Here is a 24,781-nt window from a genome sequence, read left to right as displayed (position 1 = left end):
TCGGCGCGCACGACTAGCGTCCAACGGTGTGGACCTCGTACTGACCGACCAACCCACCGCCGAGGACGAAGCGGTCGTCTCGAACGGCCTGGACGACTTCAACCTCGCCGCCGGCGGTGTCCAGGACCGCAAGCCGCTGGCCGTGCTGCTCAAGGAGAGCGGCGAGACGATCGGCGGGCTCACCGGGCGTACGTCGCTCGGCCTGTGGTTCGTCGACCTGCTCTACCTGCCGGAACGACTCCGCGGCTCCGGGCTGGGCAGCAAGATCCTCGCCGAGGCTGAAGTCGAGGCGCGTCGGCGTGGTTGTCTGAGTGGGATCGTGTACACGATCCAGTTCCAGGCGCCTGAGTTCTACGCGCGCCACGGGTGGATCGAGTTCGGCCGGGTTCCGGTCGGTGCCGACCGGAGCCGGGTCTTCTTCCGCAAGGAGCTCAGAGGGTGAGTTTGGGGTGGCGGTTGACGTCCTTGTAGAGGAGGTAGCGGAAGCGGCCGGGGCCGCCGGCGTAGCAAGCTTGGGGGCAGAAGGCGCGGAGCCACATGAAATCGCCTTCCTGCACCTCGACCCAGTCCTTGTTCAGCAGGTAGATCGCCTTGCCCTCCAGGACGTACAGCCCGTGCTCCATCACATGCGTCTCCGGGAACGGGATCACCCCGCCCGGCTCGAAGCTGACGATGTTCACGTGCATGTCGTGCCGTACGTCGTCCGGGTCCACGAACCGCTGCGTCTTCCAGCGCCCCTCGGTGTCCGGCATCTCCCGGCCCTCGACGTCGGCTTCGTTGGTGACGAGCGCCGGCGGTACGTCGACCCCCTCGACCCGCTCGTACGCCTTCCGCACCAGGTGGAACGTCGCGGCCGCGTCGCTCGTGTTCCGCACCGTCCAGTCGCCGCCCGGCGGCAGGTACGCGTACCCGCCCTCGGTCAACGTGTGCTTCTCCCCCGCGACCGTCAGCACAATGTTGCCTGAGACAACAAACACCACGGCCTCGGCGGTCGGGTCGGTCTCCGGCCTGTCGCTCCCGCCACCCGGCCCGACCTCGACGATGTACTGCGAGAACGTCTCCGCGAACCCGGACAGCGGCCGGGCGATCACCCACAACCGCGTGTCGTCCCAGAACGGCAGCCGGCTGGTGACGATGTCCCGCATAGTGCCGCGCGGCAGGACGGCGTACGCCTCGGTGAAGACCGCGCGGTCGGTGGTGAGGTCGGTCTGCGCGGGCAGCCCGCCCTTCGGGGCGTAGTAGCTCATCGTTCTCCTCGGGTCAGCAGGCGGCCGCGCGGGTCGTCGTCGATGTCGACGGGGCTGCCGCGGAGCCAGGTACTCCGGACGACGCCGGTGAGCGTGCGTCCGTCGTACGGCGTGATGGCGTTCTTGTGCTGGAGTTGCGTCGCGTCGACGGTGAACGCCTCGTCCGGGGCGAGGACGCAGAAGTCGGCGTCGTACCCGATCTCCAGGGCGCCCTTGGCGGTCAGGCCGGTCTGCTTCGCGGGGGCGGCGGACATCCAGCGGACGACGTCGGCGAGGGTGAAGCCGCGGCGGCGGGCCTCGGTCCAGACGGCGGACAGGCCGAGCTGGAGCGACGCGATCCCGCCCCAGGCGGTGCCGAAGTCGCCGGTGTCGAGGTGCTTGAGGTCGATCGTCGACGGCGAGTGGTCGGAGACGACCAGGTCGATCGTGCCGTCACGCAGGCCGTCCCAGAGGAGCTCGCGGTTGGCGGCCTCGCGGATCGGCGGGCAGCACTTGTACTGCGTGGCGCCGTCGCGGATGTCCTCGGCGTTGAAGGTCAGGTAATGCGGGCAGGTCTCCGCGGTGATCCGTACGCCGTCGTTGCGGGCCTTCGCGATGAGCGGGAGGACCTCGGCGCTGGAGACGTGCAGGATGTGGACGCGGCAGCCGGTCTCGCGGGCCAGATCGATGACTTCGGCAACGGCATCGTTCTCGGCGGTGCGGGGGCGGGAGTTGAGGAAGGCTTGGTAGTTCGCGCCGTTCGGCGGGGTGGCTTCGTCGATGCGGTGGGCGTCCTCGGCATGCACGATGAGGAGACCGTCGAAGCTGCTGATCTCGCGCATCGCGGCCTCGAGCTGCGCGTGATCGAGGGGCGGGAATTCGTCGACGCCGGAATGCAGCAGGAAGCATTTGTAGCCGAATACGCCGGCGTCGTGGAGTGGGCGCAGGTCGGGGACGTTGCCCGGGATCGCGCCGCTCCAGAAGCCGACGTCGACGTACGCCTGGGTCTCGGCGGTCTTGCGTTTGAGGGTGAGCGCCGGGACGTCGCAGGTCGGCGGGATGCTGTTGAGCGGCATGTCGATGATCGTGGTGACGCCGCCGCTTGCCGCTGCCTTGGTCGCGGAGGTGAAGCCTTCCCAGTCGGTCCGGCCGGGGTCGTTGACGTGGACGTGGGAGTCGACGAGGCCGGGGAGGAGGACTTCGTCGTCTTGGAGGCGTACGTCGGTGGTGGCCTGGAGGTCGGCGTCGTACGGCGCGATCGCGACGATGCGGCCGTCGCGTACGCCGAGCGCGGCCGGGTGCTCGCCGCTGGGGCGCATGACTCGCCGGGCGCGGATCACCAGATCAAGAGCGTTCATGCGATCCCTCTCTCCCTTCTCGTCATCGTAAGGTGCTCGACGGCGATCCGTTCGCCAAGCTGCTCGAGGAGTGGTTTGGGGTCCGCGATGCATCGCTGGACGTCCGGCTCGAGATCGGTGAGGGCGTAGGCCGCTTGCACGCCGGCCTGTTGCAGCTGGTGGTGCTGCAGCTGGTTCACCCCACAAACCGCGACCACTGGGATGCCGGCCGCCGTCGCTGCTACTCCAGCCACAGCCTTCCCGTGGAGCGTTTGCTCGTCGAGCGCCCCTTCCCCGGTGATCACCAGGTCGGCGCCGGCCAACTGCTCCTCGAACCCGACCATCTCCAACACAAGCTCAATCCCCGGCCGAAGCTCCGCGCCAAGAAGCGCAACCGCAGCAAACCCAACCCCACCCGCCGCACCCGCACCCGGCACATCGCGCAGATCCCGGCCGGTCGCTACGGCAACCAAATCAGCCCATTCACTCAGCCGGGCGTCCAACTCAACCACCTGCTCCGGAGTCGCCCCCTTCTGCGGGCCGTAAACAGCCGCCGCACCCCGTGGGCCTGTCAGCGGGTTATCGACGTCACAAGCAACAACAACCTGAACCCCACGAAGCCCCCGCCGAAGCGACCCAAGGTCAAGCCCCTCACACCCAGCGAGCCGCTCTGCGGCGGGGGCATCCGCGGTGGGCGGAGGTGCCGTGGGCGCCTCGAGGGCTGGCCGCTCGGCGGCCGGTGGGTGGGAGAGCCGTGTGGGCCTTGTGCCTGCGAGGGCCTCGACGAGGCCTCTTCCGCCGTCGGTGGAGGCGCTGCCGCCTATGCCTAGGATTACGCGGGTGCAGCCGGCGTCTACTGCTGCTGCTATTAGCTCGCCGGTGCCGTATGAGGTGGCGGTCATCGGGGCGAGCCTGGCCTCGGGGAGGCGGACCAGGCCGGAGACGTCTGCTAGTTCTACGACTGCGGTGTCGCCCAGGCGGGCGTAGGCGGTTGCGACCGGTTCGCCGGTGGGGCCGGATGCGGTGAGCGGGATCAACTGGTACCCGGCAGCCACGGCGGCGGCGAGGGTGCCGTCGCCGCCGTCGGCCACCGGGACGGCGACCACGGTGGCGTCGGGGTGAACTCGTCGTACCCCGGCGCCGACCGCGGCTGCCACCTCCGCGCTGGTCAGGCTTCCTTTGAACTTGTCGGAGGCAACTACTACCCGAACCATCAGTCCAGCAGAGCCAATGCAGTCGGGGCGTCCTCTGGGTTGATGGCCAGGTCTTCGAATTCGATGACGTTGTCGATTTCTACGCCCATGGAGACGTTGGTGACGCGCTCCAGGATGACCTCGACGACGATCGGGACCTGGTGTTCGACCATCAGTTTCTTGGCCTGCTCGAGGGCCGGCAGGATGCCGTCCGGCTCGAAGACTCGGAGGGCCTTGCAGCCAAGGCCTTCCGCGACCTTCACGTGGTCGACGCCGTATCCGTTGACCTCTGGGCTGTTGATGTTCTCGAAGGACAGCTGCACGCAGTAGTCCATGTCGAAGTTCCGCTGTGCCTGCCGGATCAGCCCGAGGTACGAGTTGTTCACCACCACATGGATGTACGGGATGTTGAACTGCGCCCCGACGGCCAGCTCCTCGATCAGGAACTGGAAGTCGTAGTCGCCCGACAACGCCACTACCGTGCTCTCCGGATCCGCGACCGCGACCCCCAGCGTCGCCGGCACGGTCCAGCCGAGCGGCCCGGCCTGGCCCGCGTTGATCCAGTGCCGCGGGCGATACACGTGCAGCATCTGCGCGGCCTGGATCTGCGACAGCCCGATCGTGCTGACGTACCGGACATCCGGCCCGAACGCCCGGTTCATCTCCTCGTACACCCGCTGCGGCTTGATCGGCGTGTTCTCGAAATGCGTCTTCCGCTGCAACGCCGTACGCCGATCGCGGCACTCCGCGGCCCACGCGCTGCGATCCGCCAGCCTGCCGTCCGCGGCCCATTCGCGCGCCACCTCGACGAACACCTGCAGCGCAGCCCGCGCGTCCGACACGACCGAGTAGTCCGGCGCGAACACCCGCCCGATCTGCGTCGGCTCGATGTCCACGTGGATGAACTTCCGCTCCCCGCGATAAACGTCCAGCCCGCCGGTGTGCCGGTTCGCCCACCGGTTACCGATCCCGAGCACCAGATCCGACGCGAGCATCGTCGCGTTCCCGTACCGATGCGACGTCTGCAGCCCGACCATCCCCGCGCTCAACGGGTGGTCATCCGCGATCGAACCCCACCCCATCAACGTCGGCACGACGGGAATCCCCGTGAGCTCCGCAAACTCCACCAGCAGGTCGCTGGCATCCGCGTTGATCACGCCACCACCCGCAACGATCAACGGCTGGGCAGCGGACCCCAGCATCTGCAGCACCCGCTCCGCCTGCGCCCGTGTCGCCGCGGGCCGCGACACCGGAAGCGGCTCGTACGTGTCGATGTCGAAATCGATCTGCGCGAGCTGTACGTCGAGCGGCAGGTCGACGAGCACCGGACCCGGCCGGCCTTCGCGCATCACCTGGAACGCCTTCTGGAACGTCCCCGGCACCTGCGCGGCCTCCATCACCGTGACCGCCCACTTCGCGACCGGCTTGGCGATCGACGAGATGTCGACGGCCTGGAAGTCCTCCTTGTGCAGCTTCGCGACCGGCGCCTGGCCGGTGATGCACAGGATCGGGATCGAGTCCGCAGCCGCGGAGTACAGCCCGGTGATCATGTCGGTGCCGGCGGGACCCGACGTACCGATGCAGATGCCGATGTTGCCGGCGCGAGCCCGGGTGTAGCCCTCGGCCATGTGCGAGGCAGCCTCGACGTGGCGGGCGAGGACGTGCTTGATGCCGCCGTGGTCGCGCATCGCTGCGTAGAACGGGTTGATCGCGGCGCCGGGCAACCCGAACGCCTGCGTCGAACCCTCCTTCTCCAGGATCAGTACTGCGGCGTCAACCGCACGCATCCGTGCCATCAGCCGATCTCCTTCCCGGACAGCCGCTCGACGCCACGCAGCAGAGCCGAGTGGTCGAGGCCGCCGTCGCCGTTCGCCCGCGCCGACGCGACGAGCTGCGCGACGAGAGCACCCAGCGGTACGACGACACCCGCCTCGCGCGCGGCCGCGGTCACGATGCCCATGTCCTTGTGGTGCAGGTCGATCCGGAACCCGGGCTGGAAGGAGCGCGACAGCATGTTCTCCTTCTTCTGGTTCAGTACGGTCGAGCCGGCCAGACCGCCACCGAGGACCTCGAGCGCCGCCTTGGTGTCGACGCCGTACGCCTCCAGGAAGACGACCGCTTCCGCGACGGCCTGGATGTTCGCGGCGACGATCAGCTGGTTGGCCGCCTTGACCGTCTGCCCCGAACCGCTCGGACCGACGTGGACGACGGTCTTGCCGACGACGTCGAACAGGGGCTTGGCCTTCGCGAAGTCGTCCGCGTCGCCGCCGACCATGATCGACAGGACGGCGTTCTTCGCACCCGCCTCGCCGCCAGAGACCGGGGCGTCGAGCAGGTGGAACCCGAGTGCGCGCGCCCGCTCGGCGAGCTGCTGGGTGACGTCCGGCCGGATGCTCGAGAAGTCGATGATCAGCGTGCCGGTCTCGGCCAGCTGGAAGACGCCGTCCTCACCCTCGAGCACGTCCTGGACGTCGGGCGAGTCGGGCACCATCACGCAGACCACGTCGGCACCCTTGACCGCCTCGGCGAGCGAGGCCGCGGCGCGACCGCCGGCCGCGATCAGGTCCCGGGCGCGCTCCGGGGAGCGGTCGAGCCCGACCACGCTGTGCCCGGCGTTGGCGAGGTGGACGGCCATCGGGTTGCCCATGATGCCGAGTCCGATAAAAGCAATGTTCGTCATGTCGCGTCTCCTAGGGCTTACCGGCGCTCGAAGGGGAGCCAGCCGAAGCTTTCGTCTGAGGTGGTGGACGGCTTGTACTCGAGTCCGACCCAGCCGGAGTAGCCGTTGGCCTCCAGGGCGGTGAGCTGCTGGTCGAGCGGGAGCGTGCCGGTGCCGGGCTCGTTGCGGCCCGGCGCGTCGGCGATCTGCACGTGGGCGACCCAGTCGGTGCTGTCGGCGATCACCTTGTTCACGTCGTCGCCGTTGACCGCGAGGTGGTACAGGTCGGCGAGCAGTCCGACGTTCGGTACGTCGTACGCCGTCTGGACGCGATCGATCACGGTCAGGGCGTCGGCCGCCGTCTTCAGCGGGTACCGGTCGGCGCCGCTGACCGGCTCGACCAGGACGGTGGCGCCGATCCGCGCGGCAGCCCGAGCGGCGAGGGCCAGGTTCTCGACCGCGAGGTCGTCCTGCTCCTGCTCGCTGCTGCCGTCCACCCGGTTGCCGTAGAGGGCATTGAAGCCCTGGGTGCCGAGTCGCTCGCCGATGCCGACGGTGACGTCGACGTTGTCGCGGAACTCGCTGGACCGCTTCGGCCAGGACACCAGCCCGCGGTCGCCGCCGGGCATGTCTCCGGCGAAGAAGTTGAGACCGGTCAGCTCAACGCCGGAGTCGGTGATCGCGTTGACGAACGCGTCGACCTGCCGGTCCGGCGGGACCGCCTCGACGAACGGCCACCAGAACTCGACCGCGCTGAACCCGGCCCGCCGGGCAGCCGCCGGCCGCTCCAGCAGGGGCAGCTCGGTGAACAGCAGCGAACAGTTCACCGTGTACCGCAGTTGGTGGCTCATCCTGACTCCATTTTCCGTATTGCGGAAGTTCATTTCTGTTCTGCGAAAACCATAGGTTGGCCGGGTCGAGACCGTCAAGGGCTGGGTTCGCGACGGCGAGGGGGTGTCTCACGTGGGCGCGCGCGTTGTACGTTCCTCTAAAGGAGGTACGCCGTGCTGCTCGCCGAACTGCTGGATGCGCCCGAGCTCGGGCTGCGCCTGCTGCATTCGGCCGGCGGGATGCTGGATCGCCCGATCGGGCGGCTCGTCACCACCGACCTGCTCGAGCCGGGTCGGTACCTGAACGGCGGCGAGGTCGTGCTGACCGGTCTGGTCTGGCGGCGCCGGCCGATGGACAGCGAGGTGTTCGTCGCCTCGATGGCGGGCCGGGGGGCGACGACGATCCTGGCGGGCAAGGCGCAGCTCGGGGATGTGCCGGCGGACCTGCTCGATGCGTGCCGGCGGCACGAGGTGACGCTGATCGAGGTACCGATCGAGATCGCGTTCGCGGACGTCACGGAGTACGTCGCGGCGGCAGGATCGGCCGAGACCGGGGCCCGGTTGTCGGCGAGTCTCGTCCGCCAGCGGCAGCTGTTGTCGTCGATCGCGGCTGGGCGCAGCCTCGACGAGTTGGCGGCGCGGATCTCCGCGGAGATCGGGCACGACTGCCGCGTACTCACCCCGACCGGGCGCCACGTCGTACCGGGGCCGGGTGAGCTCGACGCCGCCGCGATCGATGCGGTGACCCGCAAGTTCTTGACCGCGGATCGGACGCCGGCCGTCGCGATGACGATCGATGCGTCGTACAGCCTGTTCCCGGTCGGATCCGGACTGGGGAACCGTCTGACGGCGTGGGTCCTGGTGATCGAGGGCGATCACAACGAATGGTCCCGCGACCACGTCGAGGCGGTGCACGAACTGTGCGCGATCGCCGCGCTGGACCGCGCCCGCCGGGACGAAGGCCGCCGGGCGCTACGCCCGCTGGTCGCGGATGCGCTCGCGCTGGTCGAGTCCGGCGCGCCGCAGGCCGAAGTCGCAGCACGGCTGAAGCAGGCAGGGTCGCACTCGGAGCGACCGATGGTCGTGGCGGTCGCAGAGCTGCGCGACGACGGGCCGAGCGAGGTCGCACTGAGCCTGTTGGAGGACGTCGCACTGACGGTCGGCCCGGCGGTGGTCGCGCCGGGACGCGACGGTTTGCTGGTCGGCTTCCTGCCCTATACGCCGGAGCTGCCCGAGCACGTACGACGGAGCTTCAGCCGACTCGCTCCAGGGCTGAGCCGGGGACGGCTCGCGGTCGGCATCAGCGGCGAGACCTCGGTCGACGCCCTCGCCGGAGCACTCGAAGAAGCCCGCTTCGCGCAGCGTGCAGCCAGCGCCGGTCGAGCCCCGGTATCGGTCGTCACCTCGGACGAGGTCGCCTCCCACGTCCTCCTGCTCGCGACCTTGCCCGACGACGTACGGCGTACGTACACCAACCGGGTCCTCGGAGCGGTCCTCGAGCACGACCGCCGTACCCATGCCGACCTGCTGACCACGCTCCAGGCGTTCCTCGCCTGCTCGTGTTCCTGGACCCGTACGGCGGAGTCCCTGCACCTGCACGTCAACACCGTTCGCTACCGGATCGAACGCGTTGAGCAACTGACCGGTCGCGATCTGTCGAGCCTCGAGGACCGGGTGGACGTGTTTCTCGCGCTCAAATCGCTCTAGTTGTGTGATCACACAAAGAGTCGTGTTCATGAGCGGTTCATCTTCGGAGGTTCACCGGGTGCAATCCGGGGCCCGGTGAGCAGATGCTCGGGTGCAGGTCAAAACCCCCGAGGAGCGTGTCCCGATGAAGGCAGTCCTGCGACCCAGTAGCCGGCAGACCAGCCGCCACCCCGTCGACCAGCTGCTGCCTCCGGGCAAGCTGGCGGTGTACGGCGCCCAGCACGTGCTGGCGTTCTACGCCGGAGCGGTGATCGTACCGATCCTGCTCGCCAGCGCGATCGGCCTCACCACCGAGCAGCTCATCCACCTGATCAACGCCGACCTGTTCACCTGCGGCATCGCCTCGATCATCCAGTCCGTCGGGTTCTGGAAGGTCGGCGTACGGCTGCCGCTGCTGCAGGGCGTGACGTTCACGGCGGTGTCGCCGATGATCGCGATCGGCCTCGCCGCGGGCGGCGGGACGGACGGGCTGCTGGTGATCTACGGCGCCGTACTGGTCGCCGGTCTGGCCACCTTCTTCATTGCACCGTTCTTCAGCAAGCTGATCCGGTTCTTCCCGCCGGTCGTGACCGGCTCGGTCATCACGATCATCGGCCTCGCGCTGCTGCCGGTCGCGGCCGGGGATGCGGTCGGCGGCGCGGGTCCGGATGCCGCACCGACCAGCGGGAAGAACATGGCCTACGCGCTGGGGACGCTGGCCTTGATCGTGCTGATCCAGCGGGTCTTCAAGGGCTTCATGGCGACGATCGCCGTACTGATCGGCCTGGTGGCCGGGACCCTGGTGGCCTGGGCGTTCGGTGACGCACACTTCGGCGCTGTCGGGGACGCCGCGTGGGCCGGGGTCACGACGCCGTTCTACTTCGGCTGGCCGAAGTTCTCGGTGGCGGCGATCATCTCGATGGTCGTGGTCATGCTGATCACCGCGGTGGAGACCACCGGTGACGTCTTCGCGACCGGTGAGATCGTCGAGAAGCGGATCGGCCGCGAGGACATCGCCCGGGCGCTGCGGGCCGACGGCCTGGCGACCACGATCGGCGGCGTCTTCAACTCGTTCCCGTACACCTGCTTCGCCGAGAACGTCGGCCTGGTCCGGCTGACCCGGGTCCGCAGCCGCTGGGTGGTCGCGACGGCCGGGGCGATCATGATCGTGATCGGGCTGCTGCCGAAGGCCGGTGCGATCGTGGCCGGCGTACCGCACCCGGTGCTGGGCGGCGCGGCGCTGGCGATGTTCGCCACCGTGGCCGTGGTCGGCTTCCAGACCCTGACCAAGGTCGACTTCCACGACCACCGGAACGTCGTCATCGTCGCGACCAGCGTCGGCCTGGCTATGTACGTGACCGCGCAGCCGCAGGTCGCGCAGGCCGTCCCGGACTGGGCCGAGATCATCTTCGGCAGCGGCATCACGCTCGGCAGCCTGACCGCGATCTTCCTGAACATCCTGTTCCACCACGTCGGCAAGAACTTCGGCCCGGCGGTCGCGGGTCAGCCGGGCGACACGGTCCGGCTCGACCAGGTCAACAAGATGAGCCGTGAGGAGTTCGTCGAGACGTTCGGTGGGCTGTTCCAGGGTCCGCGCTGGGCCGTCGAGCGTGCCTGGGACATGCGCCCGTACGCCGACACCCACGCGCTCCGACGTTCTTTCCAGGAGGCGTTGTTCTCGGGCTCGCGTGACGAGCAGCGGGATCTGATCCAGGCGTACCCGCAGCTCGGGTCGCAGTTCGTTGCCGACGGCCTCAGCGGCGAGGCGTCGCTGCGGGACCAGTCGGACAAGGGTCTGACGTTCCTCGGCGATCCGGAGCGCGACCAGCTGGCCGCGATCACCTCGGAGTACGAGCAGCGGTTCGGGTTCCCGTTGGTGATCTCGGTCCGCGATGCAGAGTCGTACGACCGGATCGTCGAGCAGGGCCGTGAGCGGCTGGGCAACTGCGAGAACCAGGAGCACGCCGCCGCGCTGCTCGAGATCGCGAAGATCGCCGGCTACCGGTTCGACGACTTCGTGTCCGATGCCAACCCGATCCACAGCGCACGAACCCGTTGGAGCAGCAACCGATGACTACCCAAGCCTTGCGCGCCCCGGCTGTGACGGTGAACGGCGAGCTCACCGCTCTTGGCGACATTCCTGTGCACACGACGGTGCTGGACTGGCTGCGCGACCGCGGCCTGACCGGCGCCAAGGAAGGGTGCGCCGAGGGCGAGTGCGGCGCGTGCTCGGTCCTCGTCGCCCGGGCCGGCACCGATACCCCGACCGAATGGACCGCGGTCAACGCGTGCCTGCTGCCGATCGCGTCGCTGGACGGTCAGGAGCTGATCACGTCCGAGGGCCTCGGCTCGCCCGAGGCGCTGCACCCGGTGCAGAAGGAGATGGCAGTCCGCGGCGGCTCGCAGTGCGGGTACTGCACACCAGGCTTCGTTTGCAGCATGGCCGCGGAGTACTACCGCCCGGGTCGCACCTGTGGCGGGGATGGCGACCATGAGCACGGTCCGAACGGCTTCGATCTGCATTCGTTGAGCGGCAACCTCTGTCGATGCACCGGGTACCGCCCGATCCGCGACGCGGCCTACGCACTCGAAGACCCGCCGGAGAACGACGCTTTCGCAGTACGCCGCACCTCGCCCCCGCCGGCGCCGGCATCCACCGGCATGACGTCACCCGAGGGCGAGTTCATCCGGCCGGCATCGCTCAACGAGGTACTGACGGTTCTGGGTGATCGGAACGATGCGGTGATAGTTGCCGGGTCGACCGACCTCGGTGTGCAGGTGAACATCTTCGGGTCACGCCCGCCGCTGACCATCGCGATCGACCGTCTGGAGGAGCTGCGCGAGTTCAGCTTCGGGGAGGACGAGGTGCGGCTGGGTGCGGCGCTGACGTTGACCGAGATCGAGCGGCGGCTGGCGGGCCGGGTGCCGTTGCTGGGTGAGATGTTCCCGCAGTTCGCGTCGCGGCTGATCCGGAACGGGGCGACGATCGGCGGGAACCTGGGGACCGGATCGCCGATCGGCGATACACCGCCGGCGCTTCTGGCGCTGGATGTTTCGTTGGTGCTGGCATCGAGTCGCGGCGAGCGGACGGTTGCGCTCAGCGACTACTTCACCGGCTATCGGCAGACCGTGAAGGCGGCCGACGAGCTGATCAAGACGATCGTGATTCCGTTGCCGTTGGCACCGATGACGGCGTTCCACAAGATCGCCAAGCGTCGCTTCGACGACATCTCCAGCGTCGCGATCGGGTACGCCGTGGACGTACAGGACGGCGTGGTGCGGGACGCGAAGATCGGGCTCGGTGGCGTCGCCGCGACCCCGTTGCGTGCCCGGGAGACCGAGGCCGCGCTGGTCGGGCGGCCGTGGAGCGAGGAGACCGTGCGGATCGCGGCGGGAGTGATGGCGGCGGAGGGTACGCCGATGGACGATCACCGTGCGAGTTCGTCGTACCGCTCGGCGATGCTCGGGCAGTCGTTGCTGCGGTTCTATTTCCAGGGGGTGGCGTCATGAGCTCGTTGTCGGAGCGGCCGCTCCACCCGGTTGTCGGGGTGCCGATGCCGCATGAGAGCGCTGCGCTACATGTGACCGGAACTGCTTTATATACAGACGATCTGGTGATGCGGACGAAGGACGTGCTGCACGCGTGGCCGGTGCAGTCGCCGCACGCGCACGCGCGGGTGACTGCGTTGCGCGCGAAGCCGGCGTACGACGTGCCTGGTGTCGTGCGGGTGTTGACGGCGGACGACGTACCTGGGGTGAACGACGCCGGGGTGAAGCATGACGAGCCATTGTTCCCGGGTGAGGTGATGTTCAACGGGCACGCCGTGTGCTGGGTGCTCGCGGACACGCTCGAGGCTGCGCGGCTCGGGGCCTTGGCGGTGGAGGTCGAGTACGAGCCGCTCGCTTCGTTGGTGACGGTTCGCGAGGCGATCGAGGCGGGAAGCTTCCAGGGCATCGGGCGGCATCTGGAGCGCGGCGACGTCGAGGGTGCTCTGGCCGGGGCGGCGCATGTGTTCAGCGGGGAGTTCGAGTTCGCCGGCCAGGAGCACTTCTACCTGGAGACGCACGCGGCGCTTGCGCTGGTGGACGAGTACGGGCAGATCTTCGTGCAGTCGAGTACGCAGCATCCGTCGGAGACGCAGGAGATCGTCGCGCATGTGCTCGGGCTGTCCAGTCATTCGGTGACCGTGCAGTGCCTCCGGATGGGTGGCGGGTTCGGCGGCAAGGAGATGCAGCCGCACGGGTTCGCCGCGATCGCCGCGCTCGGCGCGACCTTGACCGGGCGGCCGGTGCGGTTGCGGCTGAACCGGACGCAGGACATGACGATGTCGGGTAAGCGGCACGGGTTCCACTCGTCGTGGACCGTTGGCTTCGCCGACGACGGTCGACTGGTTGCGCTGGACGCGACGCTGACCGCGGACGGCGGGTGGAGTCTCGACTTGTCGGAGCCGGTGCTGGCGCGGGCGATGTGTCACATCGACAACGCGTACGAGATCCCGCATGTGCGGGTGGACGGGCAGATCGCACAGACGAACAAGACGTCGCAGACCGCGTTCCGCGGGTTCGGCGGGCCGCAGGGGATGCTGGTGATCGAAGACATCCTCGGCCGGTGCGCGCCGCTGCTCGGGTACGACGCGTTGGAGCTGCGCCGGCGCAACTTCTACCAGCCGGGCGACTCCACGCCGTACGGGCAACCGGTGCGGCACGCGGATCGGCTCGAGTCGTGCTGGAGCCAGGTCATCTCCGGTGGCGAGATCGATGCGCGGGTTGCTGAGATCGAGGCCTTCAACTCGGCGCATGAGCACGTAAAGCGTGGGTTGGCGATGACTCCGGTGAAGTTCGGGATCTCGTTCAACCTGACTGCGTTCAACCAGGCTGGTGCACTCGTCCACGTTTACAAGGACGGGTCGGTGCTGATCAACCACGGCGGCACCGAGATGGGGCAGGGGCTGCACACGAAGATGCTGCAGGTCGCGGCGACGACGTTGGGGGTGCCATTGGCGCGGGTGCGGCTCGCGCCGACGCGTACGGACAAGGTGCCGAACACGTCTGCGACTGCTGCTTCATCTGGTGCGGATCTGAATGGTGCGGCGATCAAGAACGCGTGTGAGCAGATCCGGGAGCGGCTGGCGCAGGTCGCCGGCGGACGGCTCGGGATCAGTCCGTCCGACGTGCGGTTCGTCGACGGCGACGTACGGGGGTTGTCGGGCGACGGGGTGCCGTGGAACGAACTGGTCGGCATGGCCTACATGCAACGGGTGCAGCTGTGGGCGGCCGGGTTCTATCGGACCGAAGGTCTGCACTGGGACGCGAACGCGATGCGCGGCGAGCCGTTCAAGTACTTCGCGTACGGCGTGGCGGCGTCCGAGGTCGAGGTGGACGGGTTCACCGGGGCGTACACGTTGCGCCGGGTCGACATCGTGCATGACGTCGGCGACAGCCTGAGCCCGCTGATCGACATCGGCCAGATCGAGGGCGGATTCGTGCAGGGCGCGGGGTGGTTGACGCTCGAGGATCTGCGCTGGGACGAGTCGACCGGCGACCGCCGCGGGCGGTTGGCGACCCAGGCGGCAAGCACGTACAAGCTGCCGAGCTTCTCTGAGATGCCGGAGGTCTTCAACGTCCGGCTGCTGCAGAAGGCGCACGAGGAAGGCGCGGTCTACGGCTCGAAGGCCGTCGGCGAGCCGCCGCTCATGCTCGCGTTCTCGGTACGGGAGGCCTTGCGCCATGCCGCAGCCGCCTTCGGCCCCGCCGGCACCAGCGTCGACCTGCCGTCTCCGGCTACACCGGAGGCGGTCTACTGGGCTATTGAACGCGCACGGGGTGGGGTCTCATGGAATGGCTGAAGGCGATCCAGCTGTTGCGGTCCGGCCGTCGGGCCGGCGTGCTGGTGACTGTGATGTCTGTCCGTGGGCATGCGCCGCGCGAAGCCGGGGCCAAGATGGTTGTTGCTGCTGACAACGTCTGGGCGACTGTTGGCGGCGGCAACCTTGAAGCGCTGGCGATCGAGCGGTCGCGGGAGATGATCGCCGACGGGATCACGGTTCCTGAGGTGTTGACGGCTGCGTTGTCGGACAAAGCGCCGTACCAGCACGGGGTGCAGTGTTGTGGTGGAGAGGTGAAGCTGTTGCTGGAACCGTTGCCTGTGGTGCCTTCGGTGGCGATCTTCGGAGTCGGCCACGTCGGGCTCGAGTTGGCGCGTATTCTCGCGCGGCACGACATCGAGCTGCATCTTGTCGACTCGCGGTCGGACCAACTGACCGCGGCCCGGCTTGCTGTCTTGGATGACGCCGTCGCGCAGGTGCACGTACACAACGTGCCGGTACTCCCGGAGCTCGTCGTCGGCGAACTGCCGCCCGGCAGCCACGCCGTCATCATGACCCACGACCACGCCGAGGACGCCGCGCTCTGCGACGTTGCCATCCGCAACGACGCGCTCGCCACGATCGGCCTGATCGGGTCCAGCGCCAAATGGACCCGTTTCCAGCGGAAACTCGCCGAGGACGGCAACACCCCGGAAGCGATCGCCCGGATCACCACACCTATTGGCATTCCGAGCGTGACCGGCAAGGAGCCGGCCGTCATCGCGGTCAGTGTCGCCGCCTGGCTGCTCGAACGTTGTACCGCCGACCGGCATCCCGCGTCGGCCCACCCTGCCGAGCGTCGCCCCGCCTCGGCTCATCGTGAGGCGAAGGCATGACTATCTTCCGTGGCACGTTCATCGACACGCCGGAGAACCCCTTCAACGGCGGGAACCTGCGCGTGGACAGCGACACGGGACTCCTGGTCCAGGACGGCTTGATCGTTGCTCGCGGCCCCTTCTTGGAGATCCGGAGCGCACACCCCGCCGAGCAGATCGTCGATCTGACCGACGGCGTCGTACTGCCGGGCTTCGTCGACACCCACGTGCACTTCCCGCAGATCCGCGCCGTCGGCGGCCTCGGCCTGCCGCTGCTCGAGTGGCTCGACCGGTACGCGCTTCCTGAGGAGGCGCGGATGGCGGACGTCTCGTATGCCACCGGGGTCGCGAACGAGTTCGTCCGCGGCCTCGCCGCGGCCGGGACCACATCGGCGCTCGTCTTCGGCGCGCACTACTCCGACGCGGTCGACGCGCTGTTCAACGCCGCGTCCGGCGTCGGTCTGCGCATCACCTCCGGTCTGGTGCTCAGCGACCGCCTCCTGCGGCCGGAGCTCCTCACCACCCCGGTCCGTGCGTACGCCGAATCGCTCGCCCTCGCCAACCGCTGGCACAACGTCGGCCGCAACCGGTACGCCGTGACTCCCCGCTTCTCGCTCTCCTGCACCGACGACCTCCTCGCCACCTGCCGCGAGCTGATGGACGCGATCCCCGGCGCCCTGTTCACCTCACACGTGAACGAGAACGAGGCCGAGATCGCGTCGGTCGCCGACCTGTTCGGTGGCGCCGACTACGTCACGACGTACGACAGGCACGGCCTGGTGGATCGCCGTACGGTGCTCGCCCACAACGTCCACCCCACCGACGTGGAGCTCAAGGTGCTGGCCACGAGCGGCGCGACCGTCGCCCACTGCCCCACGAGCAACGCGGCGCTCGGCAGCGGCCTGTTCCCGTTGAGCCGACACCTGCAGTACGGCGTACGCGTCGCCCTGGGATCCGATGTGGGCGCCGGCACGGGCTTCTCGCTGTTGAAGGAGGGCCTGCAGGCGTACTTCTGCCAGCAACTCCTTGCCGACCAGGGCCGTCCACTGACCGCAGCCCACCTGCTCTACCTGTCCACCGCGGCCGGAGCCGAGGCCCTGGACCTCCCGCACGTCGGCCACCTGAGCGTCGGTCAGCACTTCGACGCGCAGCTCCTCCGCCCCGCCGACGGCTCCCCGTTGGCCGTCGGCCTCACCCACGCCGAAGACACCGAGGAAGCGCTGGCCCGCATCTTCACCCTGGGAACACCGGCGGACGTCCAGGCCGTCTGGATCAACGGCACCCTCCTCCACCCGTGACCGCTGCGGTGGCGAGTCGACGCCAAGCTGACCAGCCGGGGCAAGCTGCGGCCTAAGTTGAGGCGCGTCGCCAACTGGGGGAGGTGGAACGCGTGCGATTCCAGATGCTCGGTTCGCTGAACGTGCTCGACGACCATGGCGTGCCGGTGCCTGTGACCGCTCCGCGGTTGCGGTTGCTGCTGGCAACGCTGCTGGTCTGTGCTCACCGGGAGGTGCCGGTCGGGGAGTTGGCCGAGGTGCTCTGGCCGGTCGACCAGCCCGCGTGCCCGCGGGACGCCGTACAGACCTACGTACGTCGGCTGCGCGCCCTCGTCGGCCGCAGCCGGATCGAGACCGGGTGGATCGGGTATCGCATCCGGCTCCGGCCGGCTGAGCTCGACGCGGCGGAGTTCCGCGACGCGGTCGAGCAGGCTCGCTCGACGGACGACCTGGCGTGCAGGACCGCAGTTCTGGAGGGAGGACTGCGGCTCTGGCGCGGAGTACCGCTCGAAGAGTTCGCCGAGGTGCCGCTGGTACGAGATGCCGTCGCGGGATTGACCGACGAGTGGCTCGCGGCCGTCGAGCTGTCGATCGCCGCCCGCCTCGAGCTCGGTCGCCACCATGATCTGGTTCCGGAGCTCCGGGCGTTGACTCGCGCCCACCCGGCGCACGAAGGTCTGTGGGGTCACCTGATGGTCGCGTTGCACCGCACCGGCCGGCAGTCCGAGGCGCTCGCGGCGTACGACGACCTGGCCGGCAACCTCGCCACCGAGCTGGGCATCGATCCGGGGCCCGGACTCCGCGACGTTCGCCAGTCGCTGCTGACCGGCCGGCTCGCTGATCAGGTCAGATGTCCTTGCTGCTCATCGGGAATCTCCTTGTCGCCCGGAGTCCGTCCGGTCGCGGCGGTCGCGGTTCGCGTCCGCTGAGATCATGAGTCAGGCCGCCGTCAGCTCACCGTCATCGTCTGACGGTGAGCTGCTCAGAGCCAGCCGCGGCGAACCGCCTCGGCGCCGGCCTGGAAACGGTTGCGGACACCGAGCAGCGTCAACAGCTCCCCTACCCGGCGGCTGTAGGTGCGCGCGGACAGCCCGAGACGCGACGCCGCGACCTCGTCCGTCGCACCCGACGCCAGCGCCGGCAGGATCGCGGCCAGGTGTGGTGGCGGCAGATCGCGTTCCATTCCCTCGGGCTCCGCCCCCTCGTTCCACAGTGTCCGGTGCACCGCGACCAGGGCGGACACCACACTCGGATCCCGGATGATCTGGAACCCCTCTGCCAGGACCGCCGAGTTCAGCGGCAGCAGAGCCGTCTGCCGATCGATGATCGAGAGCTTCAGCGGTACGACGTCGACGACCCGCGCCTCACCGCCGGCCCGGTACACGATCGCACCCAGCTGCTGGTCGGCCAGGATCCCCGCCCGCGACGTCACCTGGCGCACCCGCGCCCCGCGACCGAGCGCGGCGCGAAGCGTGGCCGGACCCCGCTGCTGGATTGGATCCGGTACGTCGTGAGCGAGCAGATAGCTGGTGTCGTCGAAGCTCAGGATCTCTCGTCGCGCCTGTGCACGCAGCTTCGTGATGCAGTCCCAGAGCGACGACTGCGACCCGCGCAGGGTCTGCGCGGGCGCGGCAACGCCGAGCCGGACCCGGCGTTTGCCCTGGTCCAGGGCATGCGAGACCCGGGCGTACGGGTCGCGCCGGGAGGCCATGTCCCCATTCTGACCATGACGCCCGGGTCATTCGACCGATGGCGAGTTCTCGCCATCGGCAGCTCGTCCTGCCGGGTTCAGGCCGTCAGGTTGTGCTGAACTCGGGCTGTTTCCTCGGCCAGAGACTGCTCGTCGACCGTGCGGACGGCGCCGCGCTCGACTACAGGGCGGCCGTTGACGAGGAGGAGGTCGAGGGGCGGAGGGGTGCTGAGGACGAGTGCGGCGATCGGGTCGGGGATGCCGGCGTGCGGGAGGGTGTTGAGGTTCCACACGGCCAGGTCGGCGAGCTTGCCCGGCTCGAGGGACCCGATGTCGTCCGAACGTCCGAGGATGCGGGCACCATCAAGCGTCGCCATCTCCAGGGCGGCGCGGACGGTGAGGGATTGCGGTCCGCCGCGGGCTCTGGCGAAGAGCAGCGCGTGCCGGACTTCTTCGACCAGGCTGCCGGATTCGTTGCTCGCGGCACCGTCCACGCCGAGTCCCACAGGAGCGCCGGCCGCGCGGAGATCGGCAGTGCGGGCGATGCCGGCGCCCAGGCGAGCGTTGGAGCTGGGGCAATGGGCAACGCCGGTGCCGGTGCTACCGAGATGCTTGATCTCGGCGTCGTCGAAGTGGATGCCGTGGGCGAACCACACGTCGTTGCCGGTCCATCCCAGTTGGTCGGCGTACTCGAGAGGCGTGCAGTCGAACGTCTCCCGGCACCAGTCCGTCTCGTCGGTGGTTTCGGCGAGGTGGGTGTGCATGCGTACGCCGCGACGCCGGGCCAGCTCGGCCGATTCGCGCATCAGTTCGCCGCTCACGCTGAACGGCGAGCACGGCGCGACCACGATCTGCAGCATCGAGTCCGGCGACGGATCGTGCCAGCGGTCGATCGCGGCCTCGGTCGCGGCAAGGATCTCATCGCGGTCCTCGACCACGGAGTCGGGCGGCAGCCCACCGTCCTTCTGACCGCGATCCATCGAGCCGCGAGCGGGATGGAACCGCACGCCGACCTCGGCTGCGGCAGCGATCTCGGCCGCGAGCAGATCGCGGCCCTCGCGCGGGAAGACGTAGTGGTGGTCGGCTGCGGTGGTGCATCCGGTCCGCGCGAGTTGAGCGAGCGCGGCCCGCGCGGCGACGTACACGGTCTCCTCGGAGATCCGCGCCCAGACCGGGTACAGCGTCGTCAGCCATTCGAACAACGTCGCGTCCGCGGCGAGACCGCGCGTCACCCATTGGTACAGGTGCTGATGCGTGTTCACGAAGCCTGGTGTGACAAGGCATCCCGAGCCGTCGACGACCCGGGCATCGTCGTAGTGCGGCGCCGGACCGGGGCCGACCGCAACGATCTGCTTGCCTTCGACAACGACATGCCCGGCGAACTCGCGCCGGGACGGATCGAGGGTCGCCACGTAGGCGCCCTCGATCACGATCCTCGACATGGTCAGCAGAACCCTGGTACGGCGTGCCAGGCGCTGCCCGCGTCGCTCGCGTCGTCGCGGGTCACGGTCGCCTCGATCAGGCCGTACGGGCGGTCCGCGGCGATGAAGACCTCGCCCGGGTTCTCGACCCCGAACGGCGACAGGTCGACCAGGAAGTGGTGCTTGTTCGGCGCGGAGAACTTGATCTCGGCAACCTCCGGGTGCTGCTCGAGCACGGCCTCGCCCATGCCGTACAACGTCTGCTGCAACGCAAGGCTGTGGATCGTGGCGAACCGCGACAGCAGCAGCCCCTTGATCCCGTCGTACGACTTGTCCCAGTCGACGTCGGTGTGGTCGTAGCGCCAGCGCGCGACCAGCGACGTCGCGAGGATCCGGTCGTTCGTCTCCGGCAGCGTCGTGTACTTGTCCTTGAGGAACCCGTGGAACTCCGACCCGGTCGACTTCAGTACGACGAGATCGCTGATGCCCGACACCACGTACGACTTGCGCTCGTCGCCGCGGCCCTCGACGTTGACGACCGTCGTGCGCACGCCGCCGCCGGTCCGGACGAACGAGTGATCATGGTCCTGACCGTCGACCTGGATCCGGTCCCAGGCGTACTCCTCGACCTCGATCCGCGCGCCCTCCGCGGCCGGCGAGGCCTCGAGGAAGTGTGCGCCGAGGGTCAGCGCGTAGTCCTCGATCGCGCCGACGCCCTTCTCCTTCGCGAACGCGAACGCAGTGTTCTTCTGCGTGTCGGTCGGCAGTACGTCGCTCTGGTCGCCGGTCGTGTGCGCGGCCTCGAAGTTGCCGCGCAGCGCGGTCGAGACGTTCAGGTCGCGGATCTGGTGGCGGGGCGTGTCACGGTAGATCCGGACAACGCGGCTCTCGGCTTTGCCGTACTGGTTGGCGCCCAGGTGGATGGCCATGGGTTCAGCTCCCTCGGTAGGTGGAAAACGCGAACGGGCTGAGCAGCAGGGGGACGTGGTAGTGCCGCTCGTCGGCGACCGTGAAGGTCACGGAGACCTCGGGAAAGAAGCTGTCCTGGCCGGTCGCGGCGGCGTACGACGCGACGTCGAACCAGAGCCGGTAGATGCCTGGGGCAAGCACCGGGCCGAGCTCGGCGATCCGCCCGTCCTCGTTCGTCGTACCGGTCGCGAGTACGACGTCGTCCTGGTAGAGCCGCACCGGAACACCCTGCGCCGGGAGACCCAGCGCGGTGTCGAGCACATGCGTGCTGAGCGAACTCATGCGTCCACCACCTTGGCCAGCCGGAGCAGCGCGATCTTGCGCAGCTCCTGGTGAACGACCCTCGCCTCGGTCGCGTCGTCGTGCATGAGACGCTCGCGGAGGCTGGTGAGCATGTCCTGCGCGGACAGCCCGGTCGCACAGATCAGGAACACCCGGTCGAACCGCTCCTCGTACTGACGGTTGCCTTCGGCAAGCTCTCGCCGGGCGCCCGGGTCGTCGCCGACACCGGACTGCTCGTTTCGCGACCAGGACGCCTCGGTGCTCACACCCTGCGGCCGGTCACCGATCCGCGGGTGCGCCTGGAGTGCACGATCGACCTCGTTGTCGTCGAGCTCCCGCAGCGACTGGTCCGCGACCGCGGTCAGCGCGGCGACGTCGCCGTACGGCCGCTTGGCCAGGATTCCGTCGACCCACTCGGGTACGTCGCAGCAGGCCGCCAGGGCCGGCCGGAGCCGGTCAGCCGGAGTGGAGTTGAACTCCTCCAGGTCCACGGATCACACACCTTCTCGAATCCCGAAATCGACTTTCCGTATGACGAGAGCGTGACATCCGGCTCGCCTGTCGTCAACAGTTTGTTGAAAATCAGCGAGCGCGGTTGAGGTAGTTGTAGACGGTGAAGCGGGTGACACCGAGGGCCTCGGCCACGATCTCGGCCGACTTCCGGAACTCGAACGCGCCACGGGCCTCGAGCATGAGGACCGCCCGCTGCTTGTCGTGGCGGGAGAGCTGGTCGAGGGGGCTGCCCAGCTCGTCGGCGACCTCCGTCAACAACCCTTGGACGCCGGTCGTGCCGGTGGCGGCGGGCGTGTCGGCTGAGCTGTTGGCGGGGGCGGGGTTGGGCAGTCTTACGGCGGCGACCGGCTCCCCCTCCCACACCAGCGGGATGTCGTCGGCGCGGGCGTCACCGGGCGCGACGAGTTGGGCGTTCAGCCGCTCGACCAGTGGCGTGATCGCGTCGACGAGCGGGTGCTGCTCAGGCATCGCGCCGTACCTGCAAGGTCACCTGACTCGCGCCGCCCGCGAACGCAGCCTCGAGCACCTTCGGGAGCGCGGGCAGCAGGAGGTGCTGCTCACCACTCACCTGCGTACCGAGCGGCCCGAACTCGCAGTCGAGACCTGCCTCCTCGGCCGCCCGCAACGCCTCGGTCGCATGCGCGGGCGGCGAACCCTCGACATCGAAGGGCTCCGTGGTGAACTCCGCAACGAGTCTCATGTCGCGAGGCTAGCTCTCCGGCACCGCCCTGCGCGCGAGCTTCGCGAGACCAGTGGTGTCGAACTCCGTCTCGTCGATCGCGCCGCACTCGATGCCACGCAGTACGAAACCGGCGAGCGCGACCGCCGTGGCCGGTTCGTCGAGGTAGCCGGATTCGCCGTGGCCGAGGTACGCACGGAGTCGGCGAGCGGCCTGGTCGAAGCCTTCCCGGTAGAACAAGTACGTCGCCGCGAAACGGGTCGGGAGCTGAGCCGGATGCATGTCCCAGCCCTGGTAGATGCCGCGCGCGAGCGAACGCCGTACCAGCCGGAAATGCAGCCGCCAGGCATCGTGTACGGCGTCGCCGACCGGGAGAACGTTGGTCGATCCATCGGATACGAAGACGCCGGTGCCGGCCGCGGCCAGCTGCATCACGTCCTTGGCATGGTCCGCGACCGGGTGCTCCATGCTCTGGTACGCCGCCGCGACGCCGAGGGAAGCGGAGTAGTCGTACGTGCCGTAGTGCAGCCCGGTGACGCGATCGCCGCCGGCCTTGACCATCCGGGCGATCAGCGCGGTGCCGTCGGCGCCGAGAATTGCCTGCGGGGTCTCGACCTGGATCTCGAACTTCAGCCGCGGTACGCCGTACTGCTGCTCGAGCGTCTCGAGTACGAGCACCATCGCCTCGACCTGCTCGACCGAGGTCACCTTCGGGAGCGTGATCACGAAGCCGTCGGTGATCGTGGCTTCTTTCAGGAACAGGTCGAGGGTGCGAACCGCGCGGCGACGGGTCGGGGCCTCCAAAGACTTGATCCTCAGACCGTAGAAAGGGGTCCCGGGGTTGGCCTGAGCGGCTGCGATTGCGGCAGCATCCTCTTCGTCGTCCGGGCGATTGCCGTAGCCGTCCTCGAAGTCGATCCGCAGGTCCTCGATCGGTTCGCGCTCCAACTTAGCGCGGACCCGGTCGTAGACGTCGTCCGCGAACTCGGCCGGGAGGTCCAGCACCTTCGCGAGGTCCGCGGCCGATCCGCCGTACTCGTCGAGCGCCGCGCGCGCCTGCGCACCCCAGTCGCCGACGGTGCGTACGTCGTACCGATCGGCGGGCACATACACGGTGTGGATCGGCTGGCGAACGCCGCGATCGCCTCGATAATCGGCAGCGAGCGCCGCGTCCGCGGCGGCCAGGCGCCGGTCGAGCTCAGCCAGCAGGTCGTCCATAGGGCCTCCTTTTTCCGTATTGTGGAGACTAATATCTACTGTGCGGAAGAAACAAGAGCTGGCATTTCCGCGATCTGGCGCTAAACTTCCGTCATCCGGAAAGGCGGTCTTCATGGCGGAGACGAACGGCAGCAAGGGCCGTACTGGCAGTGTGCAGTCCATCGAGCGCGCCTTCGGGCTGCTCGAGACCATGGCCGACGCGGGCGGCATGATGGGCCTGTCCCAGCTGGCCACGGCCTCCGGCCTGCCGCTGCCGACCATCCACCGACTGGTCCGAACCCTCGTGGACCTCGGCTACCTCCGTCAAGAGCCCTCCCGGCAGTACATCCTCGGCCCGAAGCTGATCCGGCTCGGCGAGAGCTCGTCACACATGCTGAGCGTGTTCGCCCGCCCGCACCTCGCCCACCTCGTCGACGAACTCGGCGAATCCGCCAACATGGCAATGCTCGACGGCGACCAGATCGTGTACCTCGCGCAGGTCCCGTCGCGACACTCGATGCGGATGTTCACCGAGGTGGGGCGGCGCGTTCTGCCGCACTGCACCGCCGTGGGGAAGGCGATCCTGGCGCAGTTCCCGGAGTCGGAGGTGCGCGAGTTGCTGCACCGCACCGGCATGCCGAAACACACCGACAACACGATCACAACCGCCGAAGCCTTCACCACCCAACTCCACCAGGCCTCCGACCACGGCTACGCAATGGACGAAGGCGAACAGGAAGTCGGCGTCCGCTGCGTCGCAGTAGCAGTCCCCGACGCCCCAAGCCCGCTGGCCATCTCCATCTCCGGCCCCGCCGGCCGCATGACCGAAGACCTCGTCGAACGAGCCGTCCCCCTCCTGACCCAAGCCGCCAAGTCTTTGTCCGAAGACCTGCACTAGGTACTGCGGTTCGCCCGCGCGGTGCTGCTGGTGGGTTGTAGGCCCATCGCGGTGCTACGCGCGACTCGTTCCTCGCCGTGCTCCGCGCCGCACCCACCCACCCCCGGGCTCATCGCCCGGAGCACCCTTTCCGGCTATCGCCGGACCTGCGGGCTACCGCCCGCACCCGTGCGCGCTACCGCGCGGTGACAGCCCCGCGTTCGGCGGGTTCATATCTGTCGATGTGACTGGGGCGATTACGTCTC

Annotated in this window: 23 protein-coding genes; 9 read left to right on the top strand and 14 right to left on the bottom strand. The window is 68.7% G+C overall.

The genetic code is table 11. The features are described 5' to 3' along the window. The first annotated feature begins 28 nt into the window (after positions 1–28). Positions 29–442 carry a GNAT family N-acetyltransferase gene (locus ACFWUU_RS29780; protein ID WP_380180194.1) on the top strand — a complete coding sequence of 138 codons (414 nt, stop codon included), beginning with the start codon at positions 29–31 and terminating at the stop codon, positions 440–442. Here the strand turns inward: ACFWUU_RS29780 and ACFWUU_RS29775 are convergent. Genes ACFWUU_RS29775 through ACFWUU_RS29750 form a run of 6 tightly spaced genes read right to left on the bottom strand, consistent with a single transcriptional unit; the run spans position 432 to position 7,266 of the window. Further along, positions 432–1,247 carry a bifunctional allantoicase/(S)-ureidoglycine aminohydrolase gene (locus ACFWUU_RS29775; protein WP_380180192.1) on the bottom strand — a complete coding sequence of 272 codons (816 nt, stop codon included), beginning with the start codon at positions 1,245–1,247 and terminating at the stop codon, positions 432–434. The two genes, ACFWUU_RS29780 and ACFWUU_RS29775, sit on opposite strands and share 11 nt — an antisense overlap. Beyond that, positions 1,244–2,584 carry an allantoinase AllB gene (allB, locus tag ACFWUU_RS29770; protein ID WP_380180190.1) on the bottom strand — a complete coding sequence of 447 codons (1,341 nt, stop codon included), beginning with the start codon at positions 2,582–2,584 and terminating at the stop codon, positions 1,244–1,246. Before allB ends, ACFWUU_RS29775 begins: the two co-directional genes overlap by 4 nt. Beyond that, a complete protein-coding gene (locus ACFWUU_RS29765; protein ID WP_380180188.1) occupies positions 2,581–3,777 on the bottom strand; it encodes a glycerate kinase in 1,197 nt (398 codons plus the stop codon). The genes allB and ACFWUU_RS29765 overlap by 4 nt, the downstream gene beginning before the upstream one ends. Further along, complete coding sequence (gcl, locus tag ACFWUU_RS29760; RefSeq protein WP_380180186.1) at positions 3,777–5,552, bottom strand: glyoxylate carboligase; 1,776 nt, start codon at positions 5,550–5,552, stop codon at positions 3,777–3,779. Before gcl ends, ACFWUU_RS29765 begins: the two co-directional genes overlap by 1 nt. Further along, a complete protein-coding gene (locus ACFWUU_RS29755) occupies positions 5,552–6,436 on the bottom strand; it encodes a 2-hydroxy-3-oxopropionate reductase (protein ID WP_380180184.1) in 885 nt (294 codons plus the stop codon). The genes gcl and ACFWUU_RS29755 overlap by 1 nt, the downstream gene beginning before the upstream one ends. Positions 6,437–6,453: 17 nt before the next feature. Beyond that, positions 6,454–7,266, bottom strand: coding sequence for a hydroxypyruvate isomerase family protein (locus ACFWUU_RS29750; protein WP_380180182.1), 813 nt, complete (start codon positions 7,264–7,266; stop codon positions 6,454–6,456). 153 nt (positions 7,267–7,419) lie between these two features. Here ACFWUU_RS29750 and ACFWUU_RS29745 point away from each other — a divergent pair, with 153 nt between their 5' ends. The 7 genes from ACFWUU_RS29745 (at position 7,420) to ACFWUU_RS29715 (ending at position 17,816) form a co-directional block, all read left to right on the top strand. After that, complete coding sequence (locus tag ACFWUU_RS29745) at positions 7,420–8,952, top strand: PucR family transcriptional regulator (protein ID WP_137255601.1); 1,533 nt, start codon at positions 7,420–7,422, stop codon at positions 8,950–8,952. A gap of 124 nt (positions 8,953–9,076) precedes the next feature. Beyond that, positions 9,077–11,005 (top strand): 2-oxo-4-hydroxy-4-carboxy-5-ureidoimidazoline decarboxylase, encoded by a 1,929-nt coding sequence (uraD, locus tag ACFWUU_RS29740; RefSeq protein ID WP_380180180.1) that lies wholly within the window; start codon positions 9,077–9,079, stop codon positions 11,003–11,005. Beyond that, a complete protein-coding gene (locus ACFWUU_RS29735) occupies positions 11,002–12,441 on the top strand; it encodes a xanthine dehydrogenase small subunit (protein ID WP_380180178.1) in 1,440 nt (479 codons plus the stop codon). Before uraD (ACFWUU_RS29740) ends, ACFWUU_RS29735 begins: the two co-directional genes overlap by 4 nt. Then, complete coding sequence (xdhB, locus tag ACFWUU_RS29730; protein WP_380180176.1) at positions 12,438–14,777, top strand: xanthine dehydrogenase molybdopterin binding subunit; 2,340 nt, start codon at positions 12,438–12,440, stop codon at positions 14,775–14,777. The genes ACFWUU_RS29735 and xdhB overlap by 4 nt, the downstream gene beginning before the upstream one ends. Next, positions 14,765–15,631 carry a xanthine dehydrogenase accessory protein XdhC gene (xdhC, locus tag ACFWUU_RS29725; RefSeq protein ID WP_380180174.1) on the top strand — a complete coding sequence of 289 codons (867 nt, stop codon included), beginning with the start codon at positions 14,765–14,767 and terminating at the stop codon, positions 15,629–15,631. Before xdhB ends, xdhC begins: the two co-directional genes overlap by 13 nt. After that, a complete protein-coding gene (gene guaD, locus ACFWUU_RS29720) occupies positions 15,628–16,908 on the top strand; it encodes a guanine deaminase (protein WP_380180172.1) in 1,281 nt (426 codons plus the stop codon). Before xdhC ends, guaD begins: the two co-directional genes overlap by 4 nt. Positions 16,909–17,000: 92 nt before the next feature. Then, positions 17,001–17,816, top strand: a complete 816-nt coding sequence (locus ACFWUU_RS29715; protein ID WP_380180170.1) for a BTAD domain-containing putative transcriptional regulator — start codon at positions 17,001–17,003, stop codon at positions 17,814–17,816. A gap of 53 nt (positions 17,817–17,869) precedes the next feature. Here ACFWUU_RS29715 and ACFWUU_RS29710 read toward each other — a convergent pair whose 3' ends face one another. The 8 genes from ACFWUU_RS29710 to ACFWUU_RS29675 all read right to left on the bottom strand — a co-directional run bounded on the left by ACFWUU_RS29710 (position 17,870) and on the right by ACFWUU_RS29675 (position 23,659). Further along, positions 17,870–18,598, bottom strand: a complete 729-nt coding sequence (locus ACFWUU_RS29710) for a hypothetical protein (protein WP_380180168.1) — start codon at positions 18,596–18,598, stop codon at positions 17,870–17,872. A 77-nt stretch (positions 18,599–18,675) separates the two neighbouring features. After that, on the bottom strand, positions 18,676–20,019 hold the full coding sequence (locus ACFWUU_RS29705; protein WP_380180166.1) for an 8-oxoguanine deaminase: 1,344 nt from the start codon (positions 20,017–20,019) through the stop codon (positions 18,676–18,678). A gap of 2 nt (positions 20,020–20,021) precedes the next feature. Continuing rightward, a complete protein-coding gene (gene pucL, locus ACFWUU_RS29700; RefSeq protein WP_380180164.1) occupies positions 20,022–20,927 on the bottom strand; it encodes a factor-independent urate hydroxylase in 906 nt (301 codons plus the stop codon). Between the two features lie 4 nt (positions 20,928–20,931). Further along, positions 20,932–21,249: a hydroxyisourate hydrolase gene (gene uraH / locus ACFWUU_RS29695; RefSeq protein ID WP_380180162.1), complete on the bottom strand. Its 318-nt coding sequence runs from the start codon at positions 21,247–21,249 to the stop codon at positions 20,932–20,934. Continuing rightward, positions 21,246–21,740, bottom strand: a complete 495-nt coding sequence (gene uraD / locus ACFWUU_RS29690; RefSeq protein ID WP_380180160.1) for a 2-oxo-4-hydroxy-4-carboxy-5-ureidoimidazoline decarboxylase — start codon at positions 21,738–21,740, stop codon at positions 21,246–21,248. The genes uraH and uraD (ACFWUU_RS29690) overlap by 4 nt, the downstream gene beginning before the upstream one ends. A gap of 91 nt (positions 21,741–21,831) precedes the next feature. Then, positions 21,832–22,230, bottom strand: a complete 399-nt coding sequence (locus ACFWUU_RS29685) for a helix-turn-helix domain-containing protein (protein WP_380180158.1) — start codon at positions 22,228–22,230, stop codon at positions 21,832–21,834. Next, the gene (locus ACFWUU_RS29680) at positions 22,223–22,462 is read right to left on the bottom strand and encodes a thiamine-binding protein (RefSeq protein WP_130445744.1); all 240 of its coding nucleotides are present in this window, start codon (positions 22,460–22,462) and stop codon (positions 22,223–22,225) included. Before ACFWUU_RS29680 ends, ACFWUU_RS29685 begins: the two co-directional genes overlap by 8 nt. Positions 22,463–22,471: 9 nt before the next feature. Continuing rightward, positions 22,472–23,659 (bottom strand): DUF6986 family protein, encoded by a 1,188-nt coding sequence (locus ACFWUU_RS29675; RefSeq protein ID WP_380180156.1) that lies wholly within the window; start codon positions 23,657–23,659, stop codon positions 22,472–22,474. 112 nt (positions 23,660–23,771) lie between these two features. Here ACFWUU_RS29675 and ACFWUU_RS29670 point away from each other — a divergent pair, with 112 nt between their 5' ends. After that, entirely contained in the window at positions 23,772–24,536 is a 765-nt protein-coding gene (locus ACFWUU_RS29670; RefSeq protein ID WP_380180154.1) for an IclR family transcriptional regulator, read from the top strand. Positions 24,537–24,781: the final 245 nt, after the last annotated feature.

Origin of the sequence: Kribbella sp. NPDC058693 (assembly GCF_042715335.1) — a bacterium.
Lineage (GTDB): Bacteria > Actinomycetota > Actinomycetes > Propionibacteriales > Kribbellaceae > Kribbella > Kribbella jiaozuonensis.
This window is presented reverse-complemented; position numbering and strand designations above follow the sequence as displayed.